Genomic DNA, 22,280 nt, shown 5'->3' with positions numbered 1-22,280 from the left:
TTGCGTAGCGGAGAGTGTGGGTGCTTCGTCGGAGTGGAAGAGTACCGCGCAAGGCGGTTGATGAATCGCGTTCCTTTCTGGCACTAGCTTTGGTGGCGCTGGGGTTCTGGATCGGATTTCCGGGCATTGTCGCGCATCAGGACATGGCCGGGCTCGTCTCAGGAGAAGAAGGCACCGGGCCGCGCTGGGCGGCTTTCGTGGAGAAATCGGTCGCCGGTTCGATCCACCAGGCAGAGATGCCATTTGTTGATGGCGACCTGAAGACAGGCAGCATTTCCGGTTCCGGAATCGCTGCACCCGGCATCGGCAAGATCGCCTTTCGCGGCAAGAAAGGGTTCACCGGAACCACGCCGGACGAAGACCGCATCAACCGTGCAGAGAAGACCGGGCGTCTCGTGCAGGTCGTGCCCGTGCAGCCACCGAAACTCTTTGAAGCCGGCACAATCTTTGAAAAGACAAGCTTTCTTCTCGAAAAACCGAAGCCCGACCAGAAGCTGATGGCCTTTGTCGATCCCGACATCAAGGGTGAGGAGGTGCGTATCGCGTCCGCTTTCTACATGAAAAAGGACAGGAAGGCCGATCCGGCCCTGCCGCGCGCGATTGCCGAACTCGTCAACAATGATCAGCCGGACATTCTTGCAACGGCCTATGCGCCGCAGAAGCCCGATTATGCAAAGGCCTCGCCGTTCGCAAGCATTCTGCGAGAGGAAGACCCGGCGGGTGGCCGTTTCATTCCGCCGGTCGGCGCAAAGGATCACCCCTGGGCGCGCGAGCCGCTTCCGGAGGCGGTTTTCTCCGACAGGGAGCAGCAGTGCCTTGCCGCCGGCATCTATTTCGAAGCGCGGGGCGAATCCGTGAAGGGGCAGGCCGCCGTGGCGCAGGTGATCCTGAACCGCGTACGCAATCCCACCTATCCGAACACCATCTGCGGCGTCGTCTACCAGAACGAGAAGTGGCGGAATCGCTGCCAGTTTTCATTCGCCTGTGACGGAATCCGCGACCGTGTGAAGAGCCCGGGCCACTTCAAGACCGCGCAGGAAGTGGCGATGGCCACGACCGCCGGCAAGATCTGGCTGCCCGAAGTAGGCTCCTCCACGCACTATCATGCGACCTATGTGCATCCGCGCTGGGCCGGCGCCATGCAGCGCATGAAGAAGATCGGCCAGCACATTTTCTACCGCACCTATGGCGGTGGCTGGAACTGACGGGGGCGGCGAAATCGCCCAATTGACGGGTTGAAAAGCGGCAGGACCTGCCGCGATTCCCGTTTTCATCGTGCCATTTGCCGCTGCGCGCATTGTCGCATCTTCTTATACAGTTGTTTTTTAACGTATTTTCGTCTTTGTGAATGGCGTCGACAGCGGCTTGACTGGGGCGTGGGCGCTCACTATGTTGCGCGCGACTTTCAAGCGGATAGCCGCTGACCAGCAAACCCGGTACGGAGATTGCGGTGGCCGACAAGGATCAGCCGGACGACCTGGAGCGCCGGCGCGCCGATCTGGAGAAGGCTCTCGCGGAAAGACGACCGGCGAAGCAGGACGGCGGTGAGGGGAAGACGAAGGGCGATATGGCGGGTGCCGCGCAGGCGCTCAGACTGTCCAGCGAGTTTATTGCCGGCGTGGGTGTCGGCGCTGCTCTTGGATGGTTCATCGACCATTTTGCCGGTACGTCTCCCTGGGGACTGATCATTTTCCTGCTCCTCGGTTTTGGGGCAGGTGTTCTCAATGTCCTGCGTTCGGCGGGACTTGTTGCTGAATTTGGGATCCGCTCATCGGATGACGGGCGGGATCCTGAGAAGAAGTGAACGGCGCCCGGGCGCCAGACCAGAAGTGAGGGGGGCCAGGTGGCCAACGATCCGATCCATCAGTTCCAGATCTCCAAGTGGATTCCCATTGAGGTCGGCGGACTGGATTTCTCCTTTACGAACTCGTCCGCCTTCATGGTTGCGACGGTGGTCGCCGCCGGGGCTTTTCTGTTCCTGACGACGTCGAGCCGTGGCCTGGTGCCTGGCCGCCTGCAGTCGATCTCGGAGATGAGCTACGAGTTTGTGGCTTCCATGCTGAGAGATTCGGCGGGCTCGCACGGGATGCGGTTCTTCCCGTTCGTGTTCTCGATCTTCATGTTCGTCCTGATGGCCAACCTGCTCGGTCTCTTCCCTTACTTCTTTACAGTGACCAGCCACATCATCGTCACCTTCGCGCTCGCGCTTCTGGTGATCGGAACGGTTGTCGTCTATGGTTTCTGGAAGCACGGTTTCGGCTTCCTCAGGCTTTTCGTGCCGCAGGGCGTGCCGGGCATCGTCGTGCCGCTGGTGGTGCTGATCGAGATTGTCTCGTTCCTGTCGCGTCCGGTCAGCCTTTCGGTCCGCCTCTTTGCAAACATGCTGGCGGGACACATCACGCTCAAGGTTTTTGCCGGCTTCGTCACCTCCATGAGCGCGCTTGGCGCGGCCGGTGTGGCCGGTGCCATTCTGCCGCTGATCATGACCGTGGCGATCACCGGTCTCGAGTTCCTCGTCGCCTTCATGCAGGCCTACGTCTTTGCCGTTCTGACCTGCATGTATCTGAACGATGCCGTCCATCCGGGCCACTGATCAAGAGGTTTGAAAAGTCTGGCTTCGTACTGGCCTCAAGGGTCGGTCAGAGGAAAACAGGTTTCACCGGCGGTTTCCGCCAAGTCTGAAGAAAACACGCAAATCCGCGATCACAAGGAGTTTTAAAATGGAAGTAGAAGCAGCAAAGGCCATCGGCGCCGGTATCGCTTGTTTCGGCATGGCCGGTGCAGCACTTGGCCTCGGCAACATCTTCGGCAGCTATCTTTCGGGCGCCCTGCGCAACCCGTCGGCAGCAGACGGCCAGTTCGGCCGCCTGATCTTCGGCTTCGCCGTTACGGAAGCTCTCGGCATCTTCTCGCTGCTCATCGCCCTGCTCCTCCTCTTCACCTAAGCGCGCCTTTCGTGTGCGTGGCCGGCCGCTCTCGGGCGTCCGGCCGGTTTTAAAAGAGGTAGACAATGTTTGTGGCATCGGCATTCGCAGCCTCGGCGCAAGACGCCGCGGAAGCGACCCATTCGGAAACCGGCGTGGCGTCTGACGGCGCACACGAGGCCGGCTTCCCGCCTTTCGATTCGTCCACATTTCCATCGCAGATCCTGTGGCTGGCGATTACCTTCGGGCTGTTCTACCTGTTCCTGAAGCGCGTCGTGCTGCCGCGCATCGGCGGTATCCTGGAAGTGCGGCGCGACCGCATTGCGCAGGATCTCGACCAGGCGGCGCGGATGAAGGAAGAGGCGGACGAGGCTGTTGCTGCCTATGAGCAGGAACTGGCTGACGCCCGCAAGAAGGCCAATGTCATCGGCCAGGAAGCCCGTGACGCCGCCAAGGCGGAAGCGGACGCGGAACGTCGTGAGATCGAGAAGCAGCTCGACGCCAAGCTCGATGAGGCCGAAAAGCGCATCGCCTCGATCAAGGAAACGGCCATGAAGGACGTGGGTACGATTGCCGAGGACACGGCAGCGTCCATCGTCCAGGAACTGGTCGGCGGCCAGCTCGACAAGACTGCGGCGAAAGCCGCCGTCAAGTCCGTGAAGCAATAGGAGAGGGCCATGGACGCGACATTCTGGGCGTTTGTTGCCCTGATCATCTTCCTGGGGGTCCTTGCCTATTTCAAGGTGCCCGGCATGATCAACGGCGCGCTCGACGGGCGTGCCGAACGCATCCGCAACGAACTGGACGAGGCGCGCAAGCTGCGTGAGGACGCGCAGCAGCTGCTCGCCGAGTATCAGCGCAAGCGGCAGGAAGCCGAGCAGGAAGCGCAGGACATTGTCAGCGCTGCCAAGCACGAGGCCGAGCTTATCGTTAAGGAAGCCAAGCAGAAGACGGACGAGTATGTCGCCCGCCGAACGGTCCTTGCCGAGCAAAAAATCGTGCAGGCCGAGCAGGACGCGGTAAACGAGGTGCGCGCAAGTGCCGTGGATCTCGCCGTTGAAGCGGCCCGCAGCATTCTGGCTGACAAGGTCGACGCCAAGACCGGCGGAGAGCTTTTCAAGGCATCGATTCAGGACGTGAAGTCGAAGTTGAACTGACGAGCTTTCGAAAGCTTGATATTTTGAAACGCCGCCGGTTTCCGGCGGCGTTTTTTATTGGGCCTCAGACCGGCGGCTCATAGGGCACATCAAGCAGCGCACAGAGCTCGCTCAGGCATTCCTCGAAGGAGGGCTCCATGTCGGTGTAGGCAAAGGCGACCTGCTGAAAGACTTCCATGCACAGATGACCGTAGAGCCTGATCCAGCATTTTAAAAAGATATGCGCCGCATCGGGCGGAAGAAGGCCGTCGATACGGCTGCTGAACGCGATGAGCTGCTCGACCTGCGTGGTCGGCATGTCGTCGAGGTCCGGGATGGGAAACCTTTGCGTGTGCCAGATTGCGGCGACCTGTTCGAGGAATACCTGCCCAAACGCACCGGGGGATGCCTGATGCGCGTCATGCGGAAGTGCGGCAGCCCGACTGGCAGCTACGGGGTCTGCGAACAGCCAGCCGAACTCGGCTGAATGCGCGAGCGCCCAATGGCGCAGCGCCCGGCAAATGGCATTCAGACGACGGCCCGGCGTATCGGCCCCTGGCTGCTCGCCTGCCGCCCGCATGAAAGCGATCAACTCCTCGAAAAACTGCGCGCGCAGTGCTTCAATCAGAGCCGCCTGGCTCGGATAATAGCGATAGAGAGCCGGGCCGCTCATGCCCATTTGGCGCGCGATCGCGTTGATGGTGACCGCACTGCTTCCGTCATGAACAAGCAGGTCTCGCGCGATTGTATGGATCTCGCGCAAGGTGGCAGCGCGTTGAGCCTCCTTTCGGCTTGGCACTTCTACTCTCGCTGCAGATTTCATTTGCATCGCTATAGCTTCTAATTTTAGTTATAGTATCTAACTATAGATTGATATGCAAACGGAGACCCCCATGTCGTTGCTCGTGACCGGGCTTGTCCTCTTCCTGGCGGTCCATTCCTTACGGATCGTAGCGCCGGGCTTCCGCACGCAGATGATGGCAAGCAATGGCGAACGCGCGTGGCTTCTCACATACACCGGGGTCTCGCTTGTCGGGCTGGTGCTGATTGTCTGGGGTTATGGCCTGGCGCGTATGGACCCGACGCTGGTTTACGCACCGCCTGTATCGCTGCGCCATCTGGCGCTTGTTCTCCTTCTGCCCGTCTTTCCCCTGCTCATCGCCGCCTATGTGCCGAGCCGAATTCGTATGACTGTCGGCCATCCCATGCTGCTGGCGACCGCTCTGTGGGGCCTCGCTCATCTCATGGCGAACGGAACGCTGGTGGATCTGGCGCTTTTCGGCGGCTTCGCCGTCTGGGCGGCAATCGACTGGATTTCGGCTGCGAACCGGCCCGGCAGCGGCAAGGTCAGGCAGCCTGTCGGGTGGACGGGGGATGCGGTTGCCGTTCTAGGCGGACTGGCGATCTATGGCCTGTTTGTCGCCGGCCTCCACCAGTGGCTGATCGGTGTTTCGCCTCTCTGAGGCGGGTAGCGACGGTCCAAGATCGCGCAGCGGGGCGAAGCTCATCCGGTGCAGGCGCGATACCGCGCCATGCTCCGTTATGGCGGAGCGGTGGCGCTTGGTGCCGTAGCCCATATGCGCCTCGAAACCGTAGGCCGGTGTCACACCGCCCGCACGCGTCATCATGCGGTCCCGCGTCACCTTGGCGACGATGGAGGCAGCGGCGATGGACTGGCTGCGCTGATCGCCCTTCACCACGGCACGCGCCGGGCAGCACAGCCCCGGCGGCACATCGCGGCCATCGGCCAGTGCAAAGAGCGGCGTGACGCAAAGCCCGGCCGCTGCGCGGCGCATGGCCTCAAGGCTGGCGCGCAGGATATCGGATCCGTCGATGCTCGCAGCGCTAAGGGACGCGACGGAGACGCTGACGGCCATCTCGATGATGGCTTCGAAGAGCCTGTCGCGCGCCTCGGCGGAAAGCCGCTTGGAATCGTCCAGCCCCTCAGGAAGGCGGTTTGCATCGAGAATGACGGCGGCGGCGACAACAGGGCCTGCCAGCGGACCGCGTCCCGCCTCGTCGAGCCCTGCCACGGGAGCAAGCCCCTCGCGCAGAAGGCCGGCCTCCATCTGGAAGTCGGGACGAACGGGCAGGTCGAAAAGAGTGGGAGAATCGGAACGCGTGCGAGCCATGATGCGGCGATGCTCGCATCGCTTCCGATTCTCCGCAAGGGCCTCCCGGCAACGAGGGGGCGGATGGGCCGGGAAGCTTCCGTCGGCTACGGGGATGCAAGCCGGACGGGAAGGGTGTGCTGTCGGAAACGGCGCCGTTTTACGGAAACAGGGTGCCGCTCCGATGCGTCGATCTGCGATGCCGAAGCAGGAGGCGGATCGGGCAGGGCGCTGTCAAAGCAGCATGAGCTGTTCGCCTCCCGGCTGCGGCTGCCTGAACAGGTCCGTTCTCAGCCTGCGTTTTTCCTGGTTGAGCCCGAGCCGCTTTGCCGCGATCTCGAAGCGCCGGCCGATCTGCCAGGCATAAGGGCCGGTGCCCTTCATCCGCTTGCCCCATTCGGCGTCGTAATCCTTGCCGCCGCGCATGGAGCGGATCAGGGACAGGACGTGGCGATAACGGTCGGGTGCATGGCGCAGAAGCCACTCCTTGAAAATGGGGCTGACCTCGAGCGGCAGGCGCAGGATGATATAGCCCGCCTCGCGCGCGCCGGCAGTGGCCGCCGATTCCAGGATGCGTTCTATCTCGCAATCGGTGATGCCGGGAATGACAGGCCCCATCATCACCGATGTCGGGATGCCGGCTTCACTCAGCGCCCGCACGGTCTCCAGACGTCGCGGGGGCGTTGCCGCGCGCGGCTCCATGGTGCGGGCAAGCTTGCGGTCGAGCGTCGTGATGGAAAGCGCCACCTTCGCCAGCCCCTGTTCGGCCATCCGGGAGAGGATATCCATGTCGCGCATGACGAGCGCCGACTTGGTGACGATGCCGACCGGGTGTCCGTGCGCCTCAAGCACTTCGAGAATCTCGCGCATGATGCGGTATTTCTTCTCGATGGGCTGGTAGGGATCGGTGTTGGTGCCGATGGCGATGGTGCGCGGCTGATAACCCGGTTTGGAAATCTCGCGTTCCAGAAGCCGGGCGGCATCCGGCTTGGCAAAGAGCTTCGCCTCGAAGTCGAGCCCCGCCGACAGACCCATATAGGCATGGGTGGGACGTGCAAAACAGTAGACGCAGCCATGTTCGCAGCCGCGATAGGGATTGATGGACCGGTCAAAGGAGATGTCGGGCGAGGTGTTGCGCGTGATGATGGTGCGCGGCCTCTCCACCTGGACCTCGGTCTTGAAGGGCGGCAATTCCTCAAGCGAACCCCAGCCATCGTCAAAGACATGACGGGAGACCGGTTCATAGCGGCCGGACGGGTTGATGCCCGCGGCCCGGCCCCGGCGACGCTCGGAATCGATGCGAATGCCCGACCGGTCGATCACCGTGTTGGCCATCGCGGCCCCGCCGCCATCGAAGGCGGCTGCATCTGCTCTCACAATCTGTTCCATGGCTTGCTCCATGACTGAGCGATTTCGCTGGCTTTCCAGTACGCGGGGACTAAAGCCGAAAGCAGAATCAGCGTCGCTGCCGATGAATCTATTCCTATTCGAAGAACGAGAACAAAGCAAGAACTTTTGGCAGAATCGAGGCGCGCGAGTTTTCCACAGGCGTGCAAAAGGGGGCGCGGGGACGGTGCCGCAGTCTTCAGAGCGGTTCACCGTTTCACGGAAACGCTGCTCCGCTCTATCTGTCTGTTTTTCCGCATTTGTGCGGACGTCAGGTGATTCCACCTGACTGCAAAATGCTTCAGGTTTTCAAGCTCAGGAAGGGATCATGCGGACTTGCGGCCGCCGCGTTTCAGATGCTCGGCAAGGCGCGGCATGATTTCCACGAAATTGCACGGCATGTGCCGGTAGTCGAACTGGTCTTTCAGGATACCGTCCCAGGCGTCGCGGCAGGCGCCGGTGGAGCCCGGCAACACGAAGACGAAGGTTTGGTCGATAAGCCCTGCGGTGGCGCGCGACTGGACGGTGGAGGTACCGATTTTTTCGTATGAGATGCGGTGGAAGACCTGCGAAAACCCGTCCATGCGCTTGTCGAACAGCGGTTCCAGCGCCTCTGGCGTCACGTCGCGCCCGGTGAAGCCGGTGCCGCCCGTGGTGATGACGGCATCGACGCCGGGATCGGCACACCACAGTTTGACGGCCATCTGGATGGCTTCGATATCGTCTGCGACGATCTTTCGGTCGGCGAGCGTGTGGCCGGCAGCTTCGATGCGATCGGCCAGGGTCTGGCCGGAGCGGTCGTCCTCAAGGCCGCGCGTGTCGGAAACGGTCAGCACCGCGAAGCGGACGGGGATGAATTCACGCACGGGCGTAGTGGACATGGTCGTGCTCGGCTTGCGTGGGAACGGGGGAGCGCGTTTCGGTGGCGAGGACAAACCAGTCGGGATGGCGCTCTTCAAGAAGGGCCGCTGCCTGATCAGCCTCGGGCCGGGTGGAAAAGACGCCGAAGCAAGTGGCGCCGGAGCCCGACATGCGGGCGAAAAGCGCACCGGCTCGCCTCAGCGCATCGCGCGCATCCTCGATCTGTGGCACGAGCTGACAGGCAGGTTCTTCAAGATCATTGCGCGCCTCCTTCAGCCAATGGGCGGCAGAGACCGTGTCGGTGAATGCGCCGAGGGGCGAAAGGGGGGGATTGTCGCGCCGCTCAAGCCTGGAAAACACCTCGGGCGTGGAGAGCGGGATGTTGGGGTTCACCAGAACAAGCGGCAGGGCGGGGAAATGCGGCAGTTCCTCAAGCGCATCGCCAATGCCGCGCGCAAGGAGCGGTCTCGAGGACAGGCACATGGGGACATCCGCGCCAAGACTGAGGCCGAGCTTGGCGAGCGCGACCTCCTCGATGTCGATCTGCCAGTGGTGGACGAGAAGCCTGAGCGCGGCAGCCGCATCGGCCGAGCCGCCACCGATGCCGGAGGCGACGGGCAGGTTCTTTTCAAGGTGCAGATGGACGGGTGCGTGGGCTCTCTCCCCGAATGTTTCACGCAGAAGATCGCGGGCACGGGTGACAAGATTGGTCTCGCCGATCGGGACATGTGCGGCGAAGTGGCCGGAAACGAAGAAATCGTCTTCCGCCCCGTCTTCCACCTCGAGCAGGTCGCCATGGCTGGAAAAGGCGACAAGGCTGTCCAGCAGATGATAGCCGTCGACGCGCCGTCCGGTGACGTGCAACGCCAGATTCACCTTGGCGGGGGCGATCATGCTTTGCATGCTTCTACTCAGGTATCAGTCTTTGGCGACGCGGTATTCGCCGGTCTTCGGGTCGTAGACGAGCGTACCCATGCTGCCATTCGCCGCTTCCCTGCGCGCGCGCCGCGCCTTTGCGGTGACGCGCTCTGCCTCGCGGACGAACTTGCGGTAGCCGACATAGGCCACCACGCCCACCGCGGCAAAGAAGATCAGTTGCGGCATTGTCGATCCTCCGGTTTCACGCGCGCGAGTTTAACGCCCGGGCGCGCCTCGTCAAAGTCCAAAGCGGCGCCAGAGAGCCTGTTCCTCGGCAGCCTCGATCAGACCCGTGGCGGCATTGCCGGCGATTGCAGCACCGAGATCCGGAATGCTGCCGGAAATGCCGAGCTTGCGCCCGAACAGGCCGCGCGGCTGGGTGATGAGCGCGAGTTTCGTTTTCTTGCCATAGCGTTCCTTGAGAACGGAGCGCATGTCGCCGAGACCGTCGACCAGACCGAGATCGAGCGCGCGCGTGCCCGTCCAGAAGGCGCCGGTGAAGAGCTCCGGATCGTCGGCGAGCTTGGCGCCGCGCCGCTCCTTGACGAGATCGATGAACATCTCGTGCATCTCGAGCTGCAGGGCCTTGAGGCGCTCGACGTCTTCCTTCTTTTCCGGCTGGAAGGGATCGAGGATCGCCTTGTTCTGGCCGGCCGTGTGAACCCGGCGCTCGACGCCGATCTTCTTGATAAGCTCCTGAAAGCCGAAGCCGGCGGACACAACGCCGATAGAGCCCACGATTGAGGAGGGATCGGCGATGATCTCGTCGCCGGCCGCTGCGATCATGTAACCGCCGGAAGCGGCCACATCCTCGACGAAGATGAAGACCTTCCGGTCTTTCTCCACCGCCAGATCGCGGATGCGGCGGAAGATCAGGCGCGACTGCACGGGCGAGCCGCCCGGCGAATTGAGCGCGATGGCGACGGCCGGCGCGTCGGGCACGGCAAACGCCTTCTCGATCACGGTCGCGGTGGTGGCGAGCGAGAGATTCTGGCGCGTCAGGCTGTTGGACGGCATGATCGCGCCGGAGAGCCGGATCACCGGAATGGTGACGGCATCGCCGCGGAATTTTTTGGGGACGAGGCGGCTGACAAGGCGTCGCAAGGGTGTGCTCACTCCAGAAGAAAGGAACGTATTGCTCGTGAGCATGTAGGCATTTGCGCGGTTCGTGCAATGGTCGGGCTCGTTCAATCGCCGAAAAGCGCCGCCTGCCCGTTGGTTAGCGCCTCGGCGTGTTCTGTTACCCGGTTGTCGGTGTCGCGCAGGATGAGGGGCGGTTCGAGCGTCAGGCCGGCGCGGTTGCCCTTCTGCGCTCGCAGGAGGATGCGGATGGCCGGGTTGCCGGCGCGGCCATGCACCGGCACGATGCGGGCGCCGCCGAAACGGCCCTCAAGCGCCTGGAGAATGGGCAACAGCGAAGCGGGGCGGGCGATCAGCGCCAGAAGCCCGCCGGGCATGGTGATGGCGGCTGCCGTGCGCAGCCATGCCTCGAAAAGGTTGTCGTCCATGACATGGGCGGCGCGCTTCAATGCATCCGGCGTGGCGCGGTCGCTGGCGCTGTTGAAGGGCGGGTTCATGATCGTGGCCGCGTAGGCATTGCGCAAAAGCCCGGCCCTCTCGCGCGCATCGCCTGAAAGCGTGACATCGGCCTCGATCAGGCGCACACGGTCGGAAAGGGCGGCGTTTTCCGGCAGCGCGATGCTGCGGCGGGCGCATTCGACCATTTCCGAGGCATTCTCGACAAGGGTGATACAGGTTTTGGGACAACGGACGGCGACGGCGAAACCGGCGGCGCCGGCCCCCGCGCCAAGATCGGCAACCGCTCCTTCAAGGCCGCCCGGCAGGGCCGAAGCGAGAAGCATGGCATCCACGCCCGAGCGATGCCCGCGACCCGTGGGCTGGACGAGCCGGAACGCATCCCGGTGGAAGGAATCGACGCTGTGCTGCGCCTCGGTATTCGTGTCAGGCATTCTTCTTGTCGTCGGAGCGCGCTTCGTGCTCGATGCCGGCGTCTTTCAGCAATTGACGCGCTGCATCCCGGTCATCCTCGTCGATCATCACGCGTCGCGGCAGGATGCCGAGCGAACCCTCCATGATGCTCATGTTCTGGTCGGCGACGAAAAAGGCAATGCCGGCGTCACGCAGGAGACTTTCAACGAAGGAGATGACCACGGGATCATTGGTGCGGATGAGTTCTATCATGGGCGTGACGTTGACAGTTTGCGTCACCCCTGTAAACGACTTCGTGATTGACAGGCGCGCGCCCCGTGCGCATTCGCCGCTTGCCCCGCGTGGGGGCGGGGCACTAGATTGCCCGGAATGTTTTGAACGTTTCGGACCGGCCGTGCCGGTCCGTGTCCGGTCGTGATTGGAGGACCATCTGTGGGTGTAGTGTTGAATCTCGATGGCAAGCGTGGCGCAGCCTCCGTTGCAAGCCTCATGGACCTGACCGCTGACGAAATGGCGCGCGTCAACGAACTGATCCTGTCGAAGGCGGGCTCGGACGTCGAGCTCATCCCGGAACTGGCAAAACATCTCATCGATTCCGGCGGCAAGCGCCTGCGCCCGATGGTGACGCTCGCCGCCGCCCAGATGTTCGATTATCTGGGCGAGGGGCATGTGAAGCTCGCCACCAGCGTGGAGTTCATGCACACGGCCACGCTGCTGCATGACGATGTGGTGGATGAAAGCGATTTGCGCCGGGGCCGCAAGACCGCTCGCATGATCTGGGGCAACCAGGCAAGCGTTCTGGTGGGCGACTTCCTGCTTGGCCAGGCGTTTCGCATGATGGTCGAGGTCGGATCGCTCGATGCGCTCGACATCCTGTCCACGGCGGCGTCCGTCATTGCCGAGGGCGAGGTGCTTCAGCTCAGCGTCGCCAAGAACCTCGAGACGACCGAGGACGAGTATCTGGCGGTCATCAAGGCGAAGACGGCCGCACTCTTTTCGGCGGCCGCCGAAGTCGGCCCCGTTGTGGCAGGCGCGACCCGCAACGACCGCGCGGCGCTGCGCTCCTACGGCACCAATCTCGGCCTGGCGTTCCAGCTTGTCGACGATGCACTCGACTATGGCGGCAAGAGCTCGGACCTCGGCAAGAATGTCGGCGACGATTTTCGCGAGGGCAAGGTGACGCTCCCGGTGATCCTGAGCTATCGCCGCGGCAGCCCTGAAGAACGGGCCTTCTGGAAAAGCGCCATCGAGGACAATCAGTGCGACGACGCGGCGCTCGAGAAGGCGATCGGGCTTCTGCACAAGCATGGGGCCATCGGCGACACGATCGGACGGGCGCGACATTTCGGCGAGATCGCCCGCGATGCGCTGGCACCGCTCAAGCCCACCCCGCAGAAAGATGCGCTGCTTGATGTGATTGATTTCTGCATCAGCCGGGTGACCTGATACCAAGGGAGACAGTTCTCGTTGAAGCGTTTCCGCAAAAAGGCCATGCTTGTCTGCAAGGGGAGAAGGGATTCCCAACCTCTTCGCTTCGGCGGAGGAAGAAGAGACGAGGACAGCATGCAGCGGGACGGTAAATGAGAAAGCGCTTCAACTCGGGACTGTTGGCAACGGTCGGCCTCGCGGGGGCCCTCGCACTCATCCCTCAAATGGGCATGACCAAGGAGGGCGGTGCGGACGATCGGGATCTGATCTCGATTTCCTCGTTCTCAGGCGCTTTTCTTGCCGCGCGGGCTGCCGAGGCGGACAATGATTTCGAGAGTGCCATCGATTATTACGAGCGCGCGCTTGCCTTTGAGCCGGACAATCAGGGCATCCAGCAAAGCCTGCTTCTCGCGCTGGTCGCGGAGGGCCGGTTCGACGATGCGCTGCCGCATGCCCGGGCTCTGAAATCCGTACCCGAAATGGAGCGCTTTTCGCGGCTCGGTCTCGCCGTCGATGCGCTGCGCAACGAGAAATACGCGCAGGCTGAGAACTGGCTGAAGCTCGTTCTGGAATCGGATCTCGACCGGTTGATCACGTCCATCATGTCCACATGGACGGAGCTGGGACAGGGGCGGGCCGATGAGGCGCTGAAAGCCCTCGGTGACCTCGAAGGGCCCGACTGGTACCGGCTGTTCCAGTCGTATCACCGTGCGCTCATGCTGGCGCAGAGCGGCAGGGATGCCGAAGCCGAGAAGGCTTTCGATGCGCTGCTCGGCGACGTGACCGCAGCATCGGCCGGCCCGGACACCTATATGCGTGCGGCCGAAGCCTATGCGGCCTGGCTGGCCGGCCGTGGCGAGAAGGACAAGGCGCTTGCCGCACTCGAGAAGGGGGAAACCTACATCACCGGCCGCGCTGCCACGACAATTCTGCGCGAAAAGATCGAGGCGGGCGAAACAGTGGTGTTTCCAGTGCCTGATCCGCGCGCTGGTGCTGCCGAAATCCTGCTCAACATCGCCACCGCGCTCAACCGCGGCGGCGGCGAGCCTTTCGTAAAGCTTTACCTGAATTATGCACTGGCGCTGAGCCCCGACAATGACGACATCCTGATCCAGCTCGCCTCGCTCGCCGAGCAGCAGAGCGAGCCTGAAAAGGCCATCAGCTTTTATGACCGGATCAAGCCGGGCTCGCCGTGGCGCCGTCTGGCCGAACTGCAGACGGGACTGAACCTTGCCGATCTCGACCGGCACGATGAGGCCGAAACCTATCTGAACGCCGCCATCGAGAAGGACCCTGACGATATCCGCGCCTATCTTTCGCTGGGCCGCGTCTATGCGGTGCAGAAGGATTTCCGTTCTGCCGCCGGGGTCTATGATCGCGCGGTTGCGCGCATCAAAGAGCCGGAGCGCGAGGACTGGAGCCTCTTCTACCAGCGCGGCATCGCCTATGAGCGGCTGAAGGACTGGGAAAAGGCGGAGCCGAATTTCTTCAAGGCTCTGGAGCTTTATCCCGACCAGCCTCAGGTGCTGAACTATCTGGGCTATTCCTGGGTCGACATGAACATCAAGCTGGAAGAGGGGCTGGAGCTCATCGGCCGTGCGGTCGAGCTGCGCCCCAATGACGGTTACATCGTCGATTCGCTTGGCTGGGCGCATTATCGTCTTGGCCGCTATGAGGAAGCGGCGAAGGAACTCGAACGTGCCGTTTCACTTCGTCCTGAAGACCCGGTTCTGAACGACCATCTGGGCGATGCCTACTGGCGCACGGGCCGCAGGCTGGAAGCCACCTATCAATGGTCGCATGCGCGCGACCTCGATCCCGAGCCCGAACTGCTGGCCGAGGTGGAAAAGAAATTGAAGGAAGGCCTGCCCGATAAGGAGCCAAAGCGGGTGGCCGAGGTTTTGCCACCCGAGACGGTGATCTCTGATGAGACGGGCGCGCCCGAAGCGACGCCCGTCGGCGAGACAGGTGAGCCCGCAGACGAGCCGAAGAGCGAAGCCAAGGCACCCGATGCAGCCGAAAAGGCCGCCACGGGCGATGCGATGTACACGATAAAACCCGGCGAGACACTCTGGTCCATCGCTGTCGAGCAGCTTGGTGACGGAGAACGGTTCCGCGAAATTCTGGCGATCAATCCCGGTCTCCGGCGCAATCCCGACCTGCTTCGCGCAGGGCAGGAAATCCGGCTTCCTCCCCAGGAGCAGTGAGACTGTGAACGGCTAGAGTTTTTGGGTTTCCTTCACAATGAAAACGGGCGGATTAAACGCGGGGATGTTTCAGAAACTGGGGCGATCGCTCAAGAAACGCAGACTCACACTCTCCTTGCCGCCCATTGCACGGGAGGTGATGAGAGACGGTCTGACCTATCTGCCGCTCGAGCGCATGGCATCACTCAATTTCGAACTTGAGCGTGTGGTGGCACAAGATGTTCCCGGAGATATTGCCGAGTTCGGCATGGCGCTGGGTGGATCAGCGATTGTGCTGGCCAGGCGTCGTGGCAGGCGCCGGTTTTTCGGTTTCGACGTGTTCGGCCGGATACCCCCGCCCACTGATGACGATGGGGTTGATGCCCACAGTCGGTTCAAGGTGATTGCCGACGGAAAGTCGACCGGCATTCGCGATGGCGAGTATTACGGGTATATGGATGATCTGTATGGCCGGGTCGTGTCCTCATTCGAGAAGTATGGGCTGAGCGTCGACAACCAGTCGATCATCCTTCGCAAAGGTTTGTTTCAAGACACGTTCACACCCTCAGAGAGCGACCGTTTCTGCCTGGTACACATCGATTGCGACTGGCACGATCCCGTCGTTTTCTGCCTTACATCGGTGTCCCCATGCCTGAACCCGGGCGGGGCCATGATCGTTGACGATTACAACGATTATGAAGGGTGTCGAAACGCGGTGGACAAAGTGCTGGCCGAGGATGCGACATTGCGGCTGGAGCGCACGGTGCCGCACGCCGTTATCAGAAAGCTTCGGCCATGAAACGCGCCCCATCGACCTTGACGCTCGCCGGGGCGCGGAATAGGACGTGCCGGCATCATCCGGAGAAGCATTGTGACCGCGCCAAGCACCGATCTGCCCATCACGCACCCCACGCGCTCGTTTCAGGGCCTCATCCTGACCCTGCACAATTACTGGGCTGCGCATGGCTGCGTGATCCTGCAGCCCTATGATATGGAAGTGGGCGCAGGCACGTTTCACCCGGCAACGACACTGCGCTCGCTGGGACCAAAGCCGTGGAACGCGGCTTACGTCCAGCCCTCGCGCCGGCCAAGCGATGGCCGCTATGGCGAGAACCCGAACCGGCTCCAACACTATTACCAGTATCAGGTGATCCTGAAGCCTAACCCCTCCAATCTGCAGGAGCTTTATCTCGGCTCGCTGGAGGCCATCGGCCTCGACATGGCGACGCATGATGTGCGCTTCGTGGAAGACGACTGGGAAAGCCCGACGCTGGGCGCATGGGGCCTTGGCTGGGAATGCTGGTGCGACGGGATGGAGGTTTCGCAGTTCACCTATTTCCAGCAGGTCTGCGGCATTGAATGCGCGCCTGTTGCCGGCGAACTGACCTATGGTCTGGAGCGGCTCGCCATGTATGTGCAGGGCGTCGACAATGTCTATGACCTGAACTTCAACGGCCTCGAAGGCGACGCCAAGGTGACCTATGGCGACGTCTTCCTGCAGGCCGAGCAGGAATATTCGCGCTTCAATTTCGAATATGCCGACACGGACATCCTGTTCCAGCATTTCAAGGATGCCGAGGCCGAATGCCAGGCGATCCTTACGGCCGGCGCGCCGGCGGATGAGGGGCATCTGCACAAATGCGTGTTCCCGGCCTATGACCAGTGCATCAAGGCGAGCCACGTCTTCAACCTGCTGGATGCACGCGGCGTGATCTCCGTGACGGAGCGGCAGAGCTACATTTTGCGCGTGCGTGAACTGGCGAAAGCCTGCGGCGAGGCATTCTTGAAGACGGATGCGGGCGGCGCGGAGAAAGCTGCGGCCTGAACCAACTTCCTTTGGTGAATGAAGCGACGGGGCGTATCATGGATGCGCCCCGTTTTTCGTATGGGGCCAAGGGAGGAAATCATGACACAGCATGGCTATTTCCACTGGAACGAACTGATGACCCGCGACGCGGAGAAGATAAAGAGCTTCTACGCGGACACGGTGGGCTGGACCTTTGACGACATGGATATGGGCGGCGGGCAGACCTACTGGATTGCCATGGTGGGCGAAGCGCCGGTTGCCGGCATTTTCACCATGGCCGGCCCGGATTTCGAAGGTGTCCCCGAACACTGGATGCCTTATCTTGCGGTCGACGGCGTGGATGGGGCTCTCGACAAGGCGAAGGGCAAGGGTGCCGAGGTTCTGCGTGAACCCTTCGATGTGCCGGGGGGGTCGGCCGCATTGCCATCCTGCGCGAGCCGGGTGGCGCGACGATCGGCTGGATGACGCCTGCGCCGCAGGAGTAGGTTCTGGTTTCTCGGTCGGACCTTATCCGTGTCATCCCGGCCGACCAAAGGGAGAGCCGGGACCCATTGAGCAGCGGGGCCGATTTCCTCAGAAGAGACCGGCATCGCCAAGGGTTGCCCAAACAGAACCGGGCCGCGCCTCTTGATGTTCTTCCAATGGGTCCCGGATAGCCCTTCGGGCTTCCGGGATGACGGTGGCTGGTGTTCGCTCAGCCGAAAGCGTCTGCAGGGCGCGGCGGATGCCGGAGGGGCGCTCGATGCTGCCGGGCATGGCCTGAAGGATCAGGCAGGCGCAGAGCGCGATGGAATGCAGGAGAGCGGGGGCGGCTGTCATTGTTCTCGTCCGGGTGGTGATCTGATACCGGTCAGTCGCACCGGGCGACGAAAAGGTTCATTCGCACCGCGTGGCGGGTGACATTGGCGGGCGGAGTTGCTATTGCCGGGCGCGATACAGTCCGCTTTTCAGAGACCTCCCAATGCCCGATCTTCTTCTCGAACTCCGCTCCGAGGAAATTCCCGCCCGCATGCAGCGCAAGTCTGCCGGCGATCTGAAGAAGCTGGTGACGGACGGTCTCGTGGATGCGGGGCTCACCTATGAGGCAGCGACCGAATACTGGACGCCGCGCCGGCTGGCGCTCGACATTCGCGGCGTGACCGCCCGCTCCAGGGATGTGCGCGAGGAGCGCAAGGGCCCGCGCACCGACGCGCCGGAGAAGGCCATTCAGGGTTTTTTGCGCGGGGCGGGGCTTTCCTCCATCGATGAGGCGGAAATCCAGAGCGACCCGAAAAAGGGCGATTTCTATGTGGCGGTGATCGAGAAGCCCGGCCGGGCGGCCGAAGAGATCGTTGCCGAGATCATGCCGGGCATCATCCGCAATTTCCCGTGGCCGAAATCCATGCGCTGGGGCGCTGCCTCGGCAAAGCCCGGCAGCCTGCGCTGGGTGCGGCCGCTGCAATCGATCCTGTGCACCTTCGGGCCGGAAACCGAGGAGCCGGTGGTGGTCGATTTCGAGATCGACGGCATCCGCTCGGGCAATATCACCTTCGGCCACCGCTTCCATGCGCCCGACGCCATCACCGTGCGGCGTTTTGACGATTATGTCGAGAAGCTGGAAGCAGCGAAGGTCGTGCTCGATCCCGACCGCCGCAAGCGCATCATCCTCGACGACGCGCGCAATCTCGCTTTCGCCAACGGGCTTGAGCTGGTGGAAGACGAGGGGCTTCTGGAAGAGGTGTCCGGCCTCGTGGAATGGCCGGTGGTGCTGCTCGGCGAATTCGAGGAAGACTATCTGACCATTCCGCCGGAGGTGATCCGGCTGACGATCCGCGCCAACCAGAAATGCTTTGTCTGCCGCCCGCAGGGCAGGACGGACGCGCTGTCCAATCGCTTCGTGATCACCGCCAATATCGAGGCGAAGGATGGCGGCAGGGAAATCGCGCATGGCAATGGCAAGGTGGTGCGGGCACGGCTTTCCGATGCGCTCTACTTCTGGAAGACGGACCAGGCTTCTCTGCCGGATCTCGGCAGGCTTGAGGAATCGGCTGAAAAATTCGGGCTCGATCTTTCAAAGCCGCTCGACCAGCGCATGGCGCGGCTCGACCATCTGGGCGTGACCTTTCATGCCAAGCTTGGCTCACAGGGTGAGCGCGTGGCGCGAATTGCGGCACTTGCGAAGGAGCTTGCGCCTATGGTGGGGGCGGACCCGGCAGAGGCCGTGCGCGCGGCGCATCTCGCCAAGGCCGATCTCCAGACCGAGGTGGTGGGCGAATTCCCCGAGCTGCAGGGCTTCATGGGCCGCAAATATGCCGAACTGCAGGGCGAGAGCGCTGCGGTGGCGGCGGCCATCGAGGATCACTACAAGCCGCAGGGCCCGAACGACGCCGTGCCGACCGACCCGGTGGCCGTGGCCGTCGCGCTGGCCGACAAGCTCGACATGCTCACGGGCTTCTGGGCGATTGATGAGAAGCCGACGGGCTCGAAGGATCCGTATGCGCTGAGACGCGCGGCGCTGGGGGTGATCCGGATCGTGATTGAGAATAGGGTCACTCTTAATCTACTGGATCAATTTAGATTTTCGGAGACCAACGCTTCAGACAATGTAGACGCTACTACGGTTGTTTCTTTGGAGGATATGCGTTCGGCCAGGAATCTGGACCTCCTCTCCTTCTTCCATGACCGTCTCAAAGTCTATCTGCGCGATCAGGGTGCGCGGTATGATCTGATCGATGCTGTTCTGGCGAGCCGTGGTGCCGGCCCCTCATCCGACCCTTCGGGCCACCTTCTCCCCGCAGGCGGGGAGAAGGAAGAGGCGGCAGCGTCTGCACCCCCCTCTCCCCGCGCGCGGGGAGAGGGTAAGGGTGAGGGGCAGCACCAGGCGGGCGAGACTGCCGGAAACGGCAATGACGACCTCCTCCTGATCGTGCGGCGTGTGGAGGCGCTGTCGGAGTTTCTGGCGACCACGGATGGCGAGAACCTTCTGGCGGGTGCCAAGCGGGCGGCGAACATCGTGGCCGATGCGGAGAAGAAGGGGACGGCCATCGCCGGGACGGTTGATGCAAAGCTCTTCGAGGCCGATGAGGAGCGGGCGCTGTTCGACAGTCTGGAAGAGGCGGAGAATTTTGCCGCTCAGGCCATCGCAGCCAATGACTACGTGAAGGCGCTCTCCTTCCTGGCGCGGCTGCGCCAGCCGGTCGATGCCTTCCTCGATGGCGTGATGGTCAATGCGGATGACGAGGCGGTTCGGGCAAACCGCCTGGCGCTGCTTTCACGCATTCGCAGCGCCACGGCGCAGGTCGCGGATTTCTCCCGCATCACCGGCTAGAGCATCGGACCGAAAAGTGGAAACCGGTTTTCGGTCCGATGCTCCATCAATCGTCTAGATCGTCCTTTGTGCGTCCGGATGGACGCACGGCGATCTAGCTAGCCGAAAACGTAGACCGCCAGCGCCACGGCGATATAGGAGGCAAGGCCCGCCAGCGGGCCGAGCCGCTGCAGATAGGCCGGAGGCGGCGTGCCGGGCTGGCCGCGCCGGACGGCCATGAAGCCGAGCAGGGCGACGGCGAGAATGAAGGCTGCCGCCACGAGCTTGAGCAGGAAGGCGGTGCTCAAAAGCGCGCCCTCATAGCGCACCAGCCACAGCCAAAGCCCCGTCAGCCACAGAAGCAAAACGCCTGAAAGCGTGATAAGCGTGAAACGCGGGCGCAGGGCCAGAAGACCGGGCGGCGGCGCGCCGTCGGAGCGTTTGGCCTGTATGGCCACCAGCATGCCGCCCATGCCGCCGGCCGCCCCCAGCATGAGGCCGAAGAAATGCAGGATTTTCATGAAGGTGAGCATGGCGTTGGTCTCCGAACAGTGATGCGCGGAAGGTGCGCCGCGCTGCACGAGACGTCAAGCCGGGTGTGAGCCGCGCTCCTGCCAGCCTGATGACAGGAGCTATTCGGGATGCCCCACTGGCTCGCCGACTGGCGGCGGTGCGGGAGGTTCCGCTGCGGCAGTGTTTTCAGGTTCAGGTTCCGGTCGCGCCTGAGGTCTGCGCTCTTTCGATGCGGCCGCTTTGGGCTGCGACGGTTGAGGGGCTGAAACCTGCCGTGGTGGCACGGTACCGGTCTCACCGCCGCGGATCATCTGCGGCATCCGGTGTTGGCCGCGCGGGATGGCGCTGGTGATCTCTCCCGCTTCCGGGTGTAGCGCGGGCAGAGGGGTTCCAATGCCGATCATGGACGGAGAAAGCCGGAGCAGTTCCGCTGCCTGCGCCTGGCTGAAGGATGGAGCCGGGTAGGAGAGAAGCGGCTGGCTCGGTGCTGTTTGCGGAGGGGACTTTCGCTCGATCTGCCGCAGAACCACGGTCGATTGCGGCTGGGGTGATGCCTCGTTCAAGAGTTCAAGAAGGGATGAAGCACGAACGCCCCCGGCCGCAAAAAGCAGCGTGGTGACGAGCAGCGGCTTTACGGGCCATGACTGCATTCTTCTTCCCCCAATCATTGGCGGTCTTTGCGCGCATTTCATATCGCCCGGACAACAAGACGCGAATTCCCTTAAGATTCAGCAAACCCGTGGATTCGCGACCTTGCCCGACTGCGGCAGGCGCGATACTCAGCAGGGGCTTTTTTGAGAGGATATGTGCTTGGCCGACATACTGCCGGAGCGGGAAGCCCTTTCCAGGGCGGTTGAACTGTTGCGCGCGGGGGAGGCCATCGCCATCCCGACGGAGACGGTTTATGGGCTTGCCGCCGACGCCACCAATGGGGAGGCGGTGGCGCGCATTTATGAGACCAAGGGACGCCCGCAGTTCAACCCGCTGATCGCGCATGTGGCGGACCGGGCGATGGCCGAGCGCATCGCGGTTTTCAACCCGCTCGCGCGCCGTCTGGCGGATGCCTTCTGGCCGGGGCCGCTGACGCTGGCCCTGCCCCATCGCGCCGGGTCCGGCGTTCATCCGCTGGTCACTGCCGGGCTCGACACGATTGCGCTGCGCTGCCCGAGAGGGTTCGGCGCACGAGTGATCGAAGCGCTGGGGCGACCCGTGGCGGCTCCAAGCGCCAATTCATCGGGCCGCATCAGCGGCACAACGGCTGAGGCTGTCGAGGCAGATCTGGGCCCTCGCATTCGATTGATCGTGGATGGCGGCCCGACGCCGGTGGGACTGGAATCCACCATTGTGAAGGTCGGGGAAGACAGCATCACGCTTCTGCGTCCGGGCGGCGTTGCGGCTGATGAGATTGAGCGCGTCACCGGAATGTCGCTGAGGCGTGGTGCAAAGGGTGTTCAGGCACCCGGCATGCTTGCCTCTCACTATGCGCCCAATGCCCATATGCGGCTCGGGGTGGCCGAGGTGAAACCGGGAGAGGCGCTGCTTGCCTTTGGGCCGCAACGTGTGGCGGGGGCGGAGAGGGCGGTTGCCATGCGCAATCTTTCGGAGAGCGGAGAGATGCGCGAGGCGGCAGCCAATTTGTTCTCGCATCTGCTCGCGCTCGACAGGTCGGGCGCTGCCACAATTGCAGTCGAGCCTGTGCCCCTTGAAGGGCTTGGCGAAGCCATCAATGATCGCCTCGCGCGCGCAGCCGCACCCCGTGACCGCTAATGCTTCA

At 62.7% G+C, this 22,280-nt stretch carries 26 protein-coding genes; 14 read left to right on the top strand and 12 right to left on the bottom strand.

Features of this window, described 5'->3' with window-relative positions:
* The first annotated feature begins 20 nt into the window (after positions 1–20).
* The 6 genes from AC07E3_RS11110 to AC07E3_RS11085 all read left to right on the top strand — a co-directional run bounded on the left by AC07E3_RS11110 (position 21) and on the right by AC07E3_RS11085 (position 4,081).
* Positions 21–1,205, top strand: coding sequence for a cell wall hydrolase (locus AC07E3_RS11110; RefSeq protein ID WP_478361892.1), 1,185 nt, complete (start codon positions 21–23; stop codon positions 1,203–1,205).
* 245 nt (positions 1,206–1,450) lie between these two features.
* Entirely contained in the window at positions 1,451–1,804 is a 354-nt protein-coding gene (locus AC07E3_RS11105; protein WP_459439962.1) for an AtpZ/AtpI family protein, read from the top strand.
* Positions 1,805–1,843: 39 nt separating this feature from the next.
* Positions 1,844–2,593 carry a F0F1 ATP synthase subunit A gene (locus AC07E3_RS11100; RefSeq protein WP_336066154.1) on the top strand — a complete coding sequence of 250 codons (750 nt, stop codon included), beginning with the start codon at positions 1,844–1,846 and terminating at the stop codon, positions 2,591–2,593.
* 127 nt (positions 2,594–2,720) lie between these two features.
* Positions 2,721–2,945: a F0F1 ATP synthase subunit C gene (locus tag AC07E3_RS11095; RefSeq protein WP_065816112.1), complete on the top strand. Its 225-nt coding sequence runs from the start codon at positions 2,721–2,723 to the stop codon at positions 2,943–2,945.
* A gap of 65 nt (positions 2,946–3,010) precedes the next feature.
* Entirely contained in the window at positions 3,011–3,592 is a 582-nt protein-coding gene (locus AC07E3_RS11090) for a F0F1 ATP synthase subunit B (protein ID WP_065816111.1), read from the top strand.
* Positions 3,593–3,601: 9 nt separating this feature from the next.
* Positions 3,602–4,081 carry a F0F1 ATP synthase subunit B gene (locus AC07E3_RS11085; protein ID WP_478361889.1) on the top strand — a complete coding sequence of 160 codons (480 nt, stop codon included), beginning with the start codon at positions 3,602–3,604 and terminating at the stop codon, positions 4,079–4,081.
* Positions 4,082–4,145: 64 nt separating this feature from the next.
* On the opposite strand, the gene AC07E3_RS11080 is transcribed toward AC07E3_RS11085, so the two are convergent.
* Entirely contained in the window at positions 4,146–4,859 is a 714-nt protein-coding gene (locus AC07E3_RS11080; protein ID WP_336066148.1) for a TetR/AcrR family transcriptional regulator, read from the bottom strand.
* Between the two features lie 94 nt (positions 4,860–4,953).
* On the opposite strand from AC07E3_RS11080, the gene AC07E3_RS11075 reads away from it, so the two are divergent.
* Positions 4,954–5,523, top strand: a complete 570-nt coding sequence (locus AC07E3_RS11075) for an NnrU family protein (protein ID WP_478361887.1) — start codon at positions 4,954–4,956, stop codon at positions 5,521–5,523.
* Here AC07E3_RS11075 and AC07E3_RS11070 read toward each other — a convergent pair.
* The 8 genes from AC07E3_RS11070 to AC07E3_RS11035 all read right to left on the bottom strand — a co-directional run bounded on the left by AC07E3_RS11070 (position 5,449) and on the right by AC07E3_RS11035 (position 11,538).
* Positions 5,449–6,192 carry a ribonuclease HII gene (locus tag AC07E3_RS11070; protein ID WP_336066144.1) on the bottom strand — a complete coding sequence of 248 codons (744 nt, stop codon included), beginning with the start codon at positions 6,190–6,192 and terminating at the stop codon, positions 5,449–5,451. The two genes, AC07E3_RS11075 and AC07E3_RS11070, sit on opposite strands and share 75 nt — an antisense overlap.
* Positions 6,193–6,405: 213 nt before the next feature.
* Positions 6,406–7,560: a PA0069 family radical SAM protein gene (locus AC07E3_RS11065; RefSeq protein WP_478361886.1), complete on the bottom strand. Its 1,155-nt coding sequence runs from the start codon at positions 7,558–7,560 to the stop codon at positions 6,406–6,408.
* A gap of 323 nt (positions 7,561–7,883) precedes the next feature.
* Positions 7,884–8,438 (bottom strand): molybdenum cofactor biosynthesis protein B, encoded by a 555-nt coding sequence (gene moaB, locus AC07E3_RS11060; RefSeq protein ID WP_478361884.1) that lies wholly within the window; start codon positions 8,436–8,438, stop codon positions 7,884–7,886.
* Complete coding sequence (locus AC07E3_RS11055) at positions 8,416–9,312, bottom strand: 4-(cytidine 5'-diphospho)-2-C-methyl-D-erythritol kinase (RefSeq protein WP_478362000.1); 897 nt, start codon at positions 9,310–9,312, stop codon at positions 8,416–8,418. Before AC07E3_RS11055 ends, moaB begins: the two co-directional genes overlap by 23 nt.
* Positions 9,313–9,336: 24 nt before the next feature.
* Positions 9,337–9,522, bottom strand: a complete 186-nt coding sequence (locus AC07E3_RS11050) for a hypothetical protein (RefSeq protein ID WP_007006833.1) — start codon at positions 9,520–9,522, stop codon at positions 9,337–9,339.
* Between the two features lie 51 nt (positions 9,523–9,573).
* A complete protein-coding gene (locus AC07E3_RS11045) occupies positions 9,574–10,440 on the bottom strand; it encodes a S49 family peptidase (protein ID WP_336066134.1) in 867 nt (288 codons plus the stop codon).
* A gap of 83 nt (positions 10,441–10,523) precedes the next feature.
* On the bottom strand, positions 10,524–11,306 hold the full coding sequence (locus tag AC07E3_RS11040) for a tRNA1(Val) (adenine(37)-N6)-methyltransferase (protein WP_478361882.1): 783 nt from the start codon (positions 11,304–11,306) through the stop codon (positions 10,524–10,526).
* On the bottom strand, positions 11,299–11,538 hold the full coding sequence (locus AC07E3_RS11035; RefSeq protein ID WP_007006836.1) for a putative signal transducing protein: 240 nt from the start codon (positions 11,536–11,538) through the stop codon (positions 11,299–11,301). The genes AC07E3_RS11040 and AC07E3_RS11035 overlap by 8 nt, the downstream gene beginning before the upstream one ends.
* A gap of 180 nt (positions 11,539–11,718) precedes the next feature.
* Here AC07E3_RS11035 and AC07E3_RS11030 point away from each other — a divergent pair, with 180 nt between their 5' ends.
* The 5 genes from AC07E3_RS11030 (at position 11,719) to AC07E3_RS11010 (ending at position 17,172) form a co-directional block, all read left to right on the top strand.
* Positions 11,719–12,732 carry a polyprenyl synthetase family protein gene (locus AC07E3_RS11030; RefSeq protein WP_478361880.1) on the top strand — a complete coding sequence of 338 codons (1,014 nt, stop codon included), beginning with the start codon at positions 11,719–11,721 and terminating at the stop codon, positions 12,730–12,732.
* Between the two features lie 134 nt (positions 12,733–12,866).
* Positions 12,867–14,921 carry a tetratricopeptide repeat protein gene (locus tag AC07E3_RS11025; RefSeq protein WP_478361878.1) on the top strand — a complete coding sequence of 685 codons (2,055 nt, stop codon included), beginning with the start codon at positions 12,867–12,869 and terminating at the stop codon, positions 14,919–14,921.
* A gap of 37 nt (positions 14,922–14,958) precedes the next feature.
* Positions 14,959–15,699, top strand: coding sequence for a TylF/MycF/NovP-related O-methyltransferase (locus tag AC07E3_RS11020; RefSeq protein WP_478361876.1), 741 nt, complete (start codon positions 14,959–14,961; stop codon positions 15,697–15,699).
* Between the two features lie 99 nt (positions 15,700–15,798).
* Positions 15,799–16,725, top strand: a complete 927-nt coding sequence (locus AC07E3_RS11015) for a glycine--tRNA ligase subunit alpha (RefSeq protein WP_478361998.1) — start codon at positions 15,799–15,801, stop codon at positions 16,723–16,725.
* Positions 16,726–16,806: 81 nt separating this feature from the next.
* Positions 16,807–17,172, top strand: coding sequence for a VOC family protein (locus tag AC07E3_RS11010; protein WP_478361874.1), 366 nt, complete (start codon positions 16,807–16,809; stop codon positions 17,170–17,172).
* Between the two features lie 108 nt (positions 17,173–17,280).
* Here the strand turns inward: AC07E3_RS11010 and AC07E3_RS11005 are convergent, their stop codons facing one another.
* The gene (locus AC07E3_RS11005; protein WP_478361872.1) at positions 17,281–17,526 is read right to left on the bottom strand and encodes a hypothetical protein; all 246 of its coding nucleotides are present in this window, start codon (positions 17,524–17,526) and stop codon (positions 17,281–17,283) included.
* Positions 17,527–17,668: 142 nt separating this feature from the next.
* On the opposite strand from AC07E3_RS11005, the gene glyS reads away from it, so the two are divergent.
* Complete coding sequence (gene glyS / locus AC07E3_RS11000; RefSeq protein WP_478361869.1) at positions 17,669–20,014, top strand: glycine--tRNA ligase subunit beta; 2,346 nt, start codon at positions 17,669–17,671, stop codon at positions 20,012–20,014.
* 98 nt (positions 20,015–20,112) lie between these two features.
* Here glyS and AC07E3_RS10995 read toward each other — a convergent pair whose 3' ends face one another.
* The gene (locus tag AC07E3_RS10995; protein WP_065816096.1) at positions 20,113–20,526 is read right to left on the bottom strand and encodes a hypothetical protein; all 414 of its coding nucleotides are present in this window, start codon (positions 20,524–20,526) and stop codon (positions 20,113–20,115) included.
* A 99-nt stretch (positions 20,527–20,625) separates the two neighbouring features.
* A complete protein-coding gene (locus AC07E3_RS10990; RefSeq protein WP_478361867.1) occupies positions 20,626–21,156 on the bottom strand; it encodes a hypothetical protein in 531 nt (176 codons plus the stop codon).
* A gap of 160 nt (positions 21,157–21,316) precedes the next feature.
* Between AC07E3_RS10990 and AC07E3_RS10985 the strand changes: the two genes are divergently transcribed.
* Entirely contained in the window at positions 21,317–22,273 is a 957-nt protein-coding gene (locus AC07E3_RS10985) for an L-threonylcarbamoyladenylate synthase (protein ID WP_478361865.1), read from the top strand.
* Positions 22,274–22,280 lie beyond the last annotated feature (7 nt).

Source organism: Nitratireductor lacus, from assembly GCF_056431025.1.
Note: the sequence above shows the minus strand (reverse complement) of the source record. Positions and strands in the feature narration are given on the sequence as shown.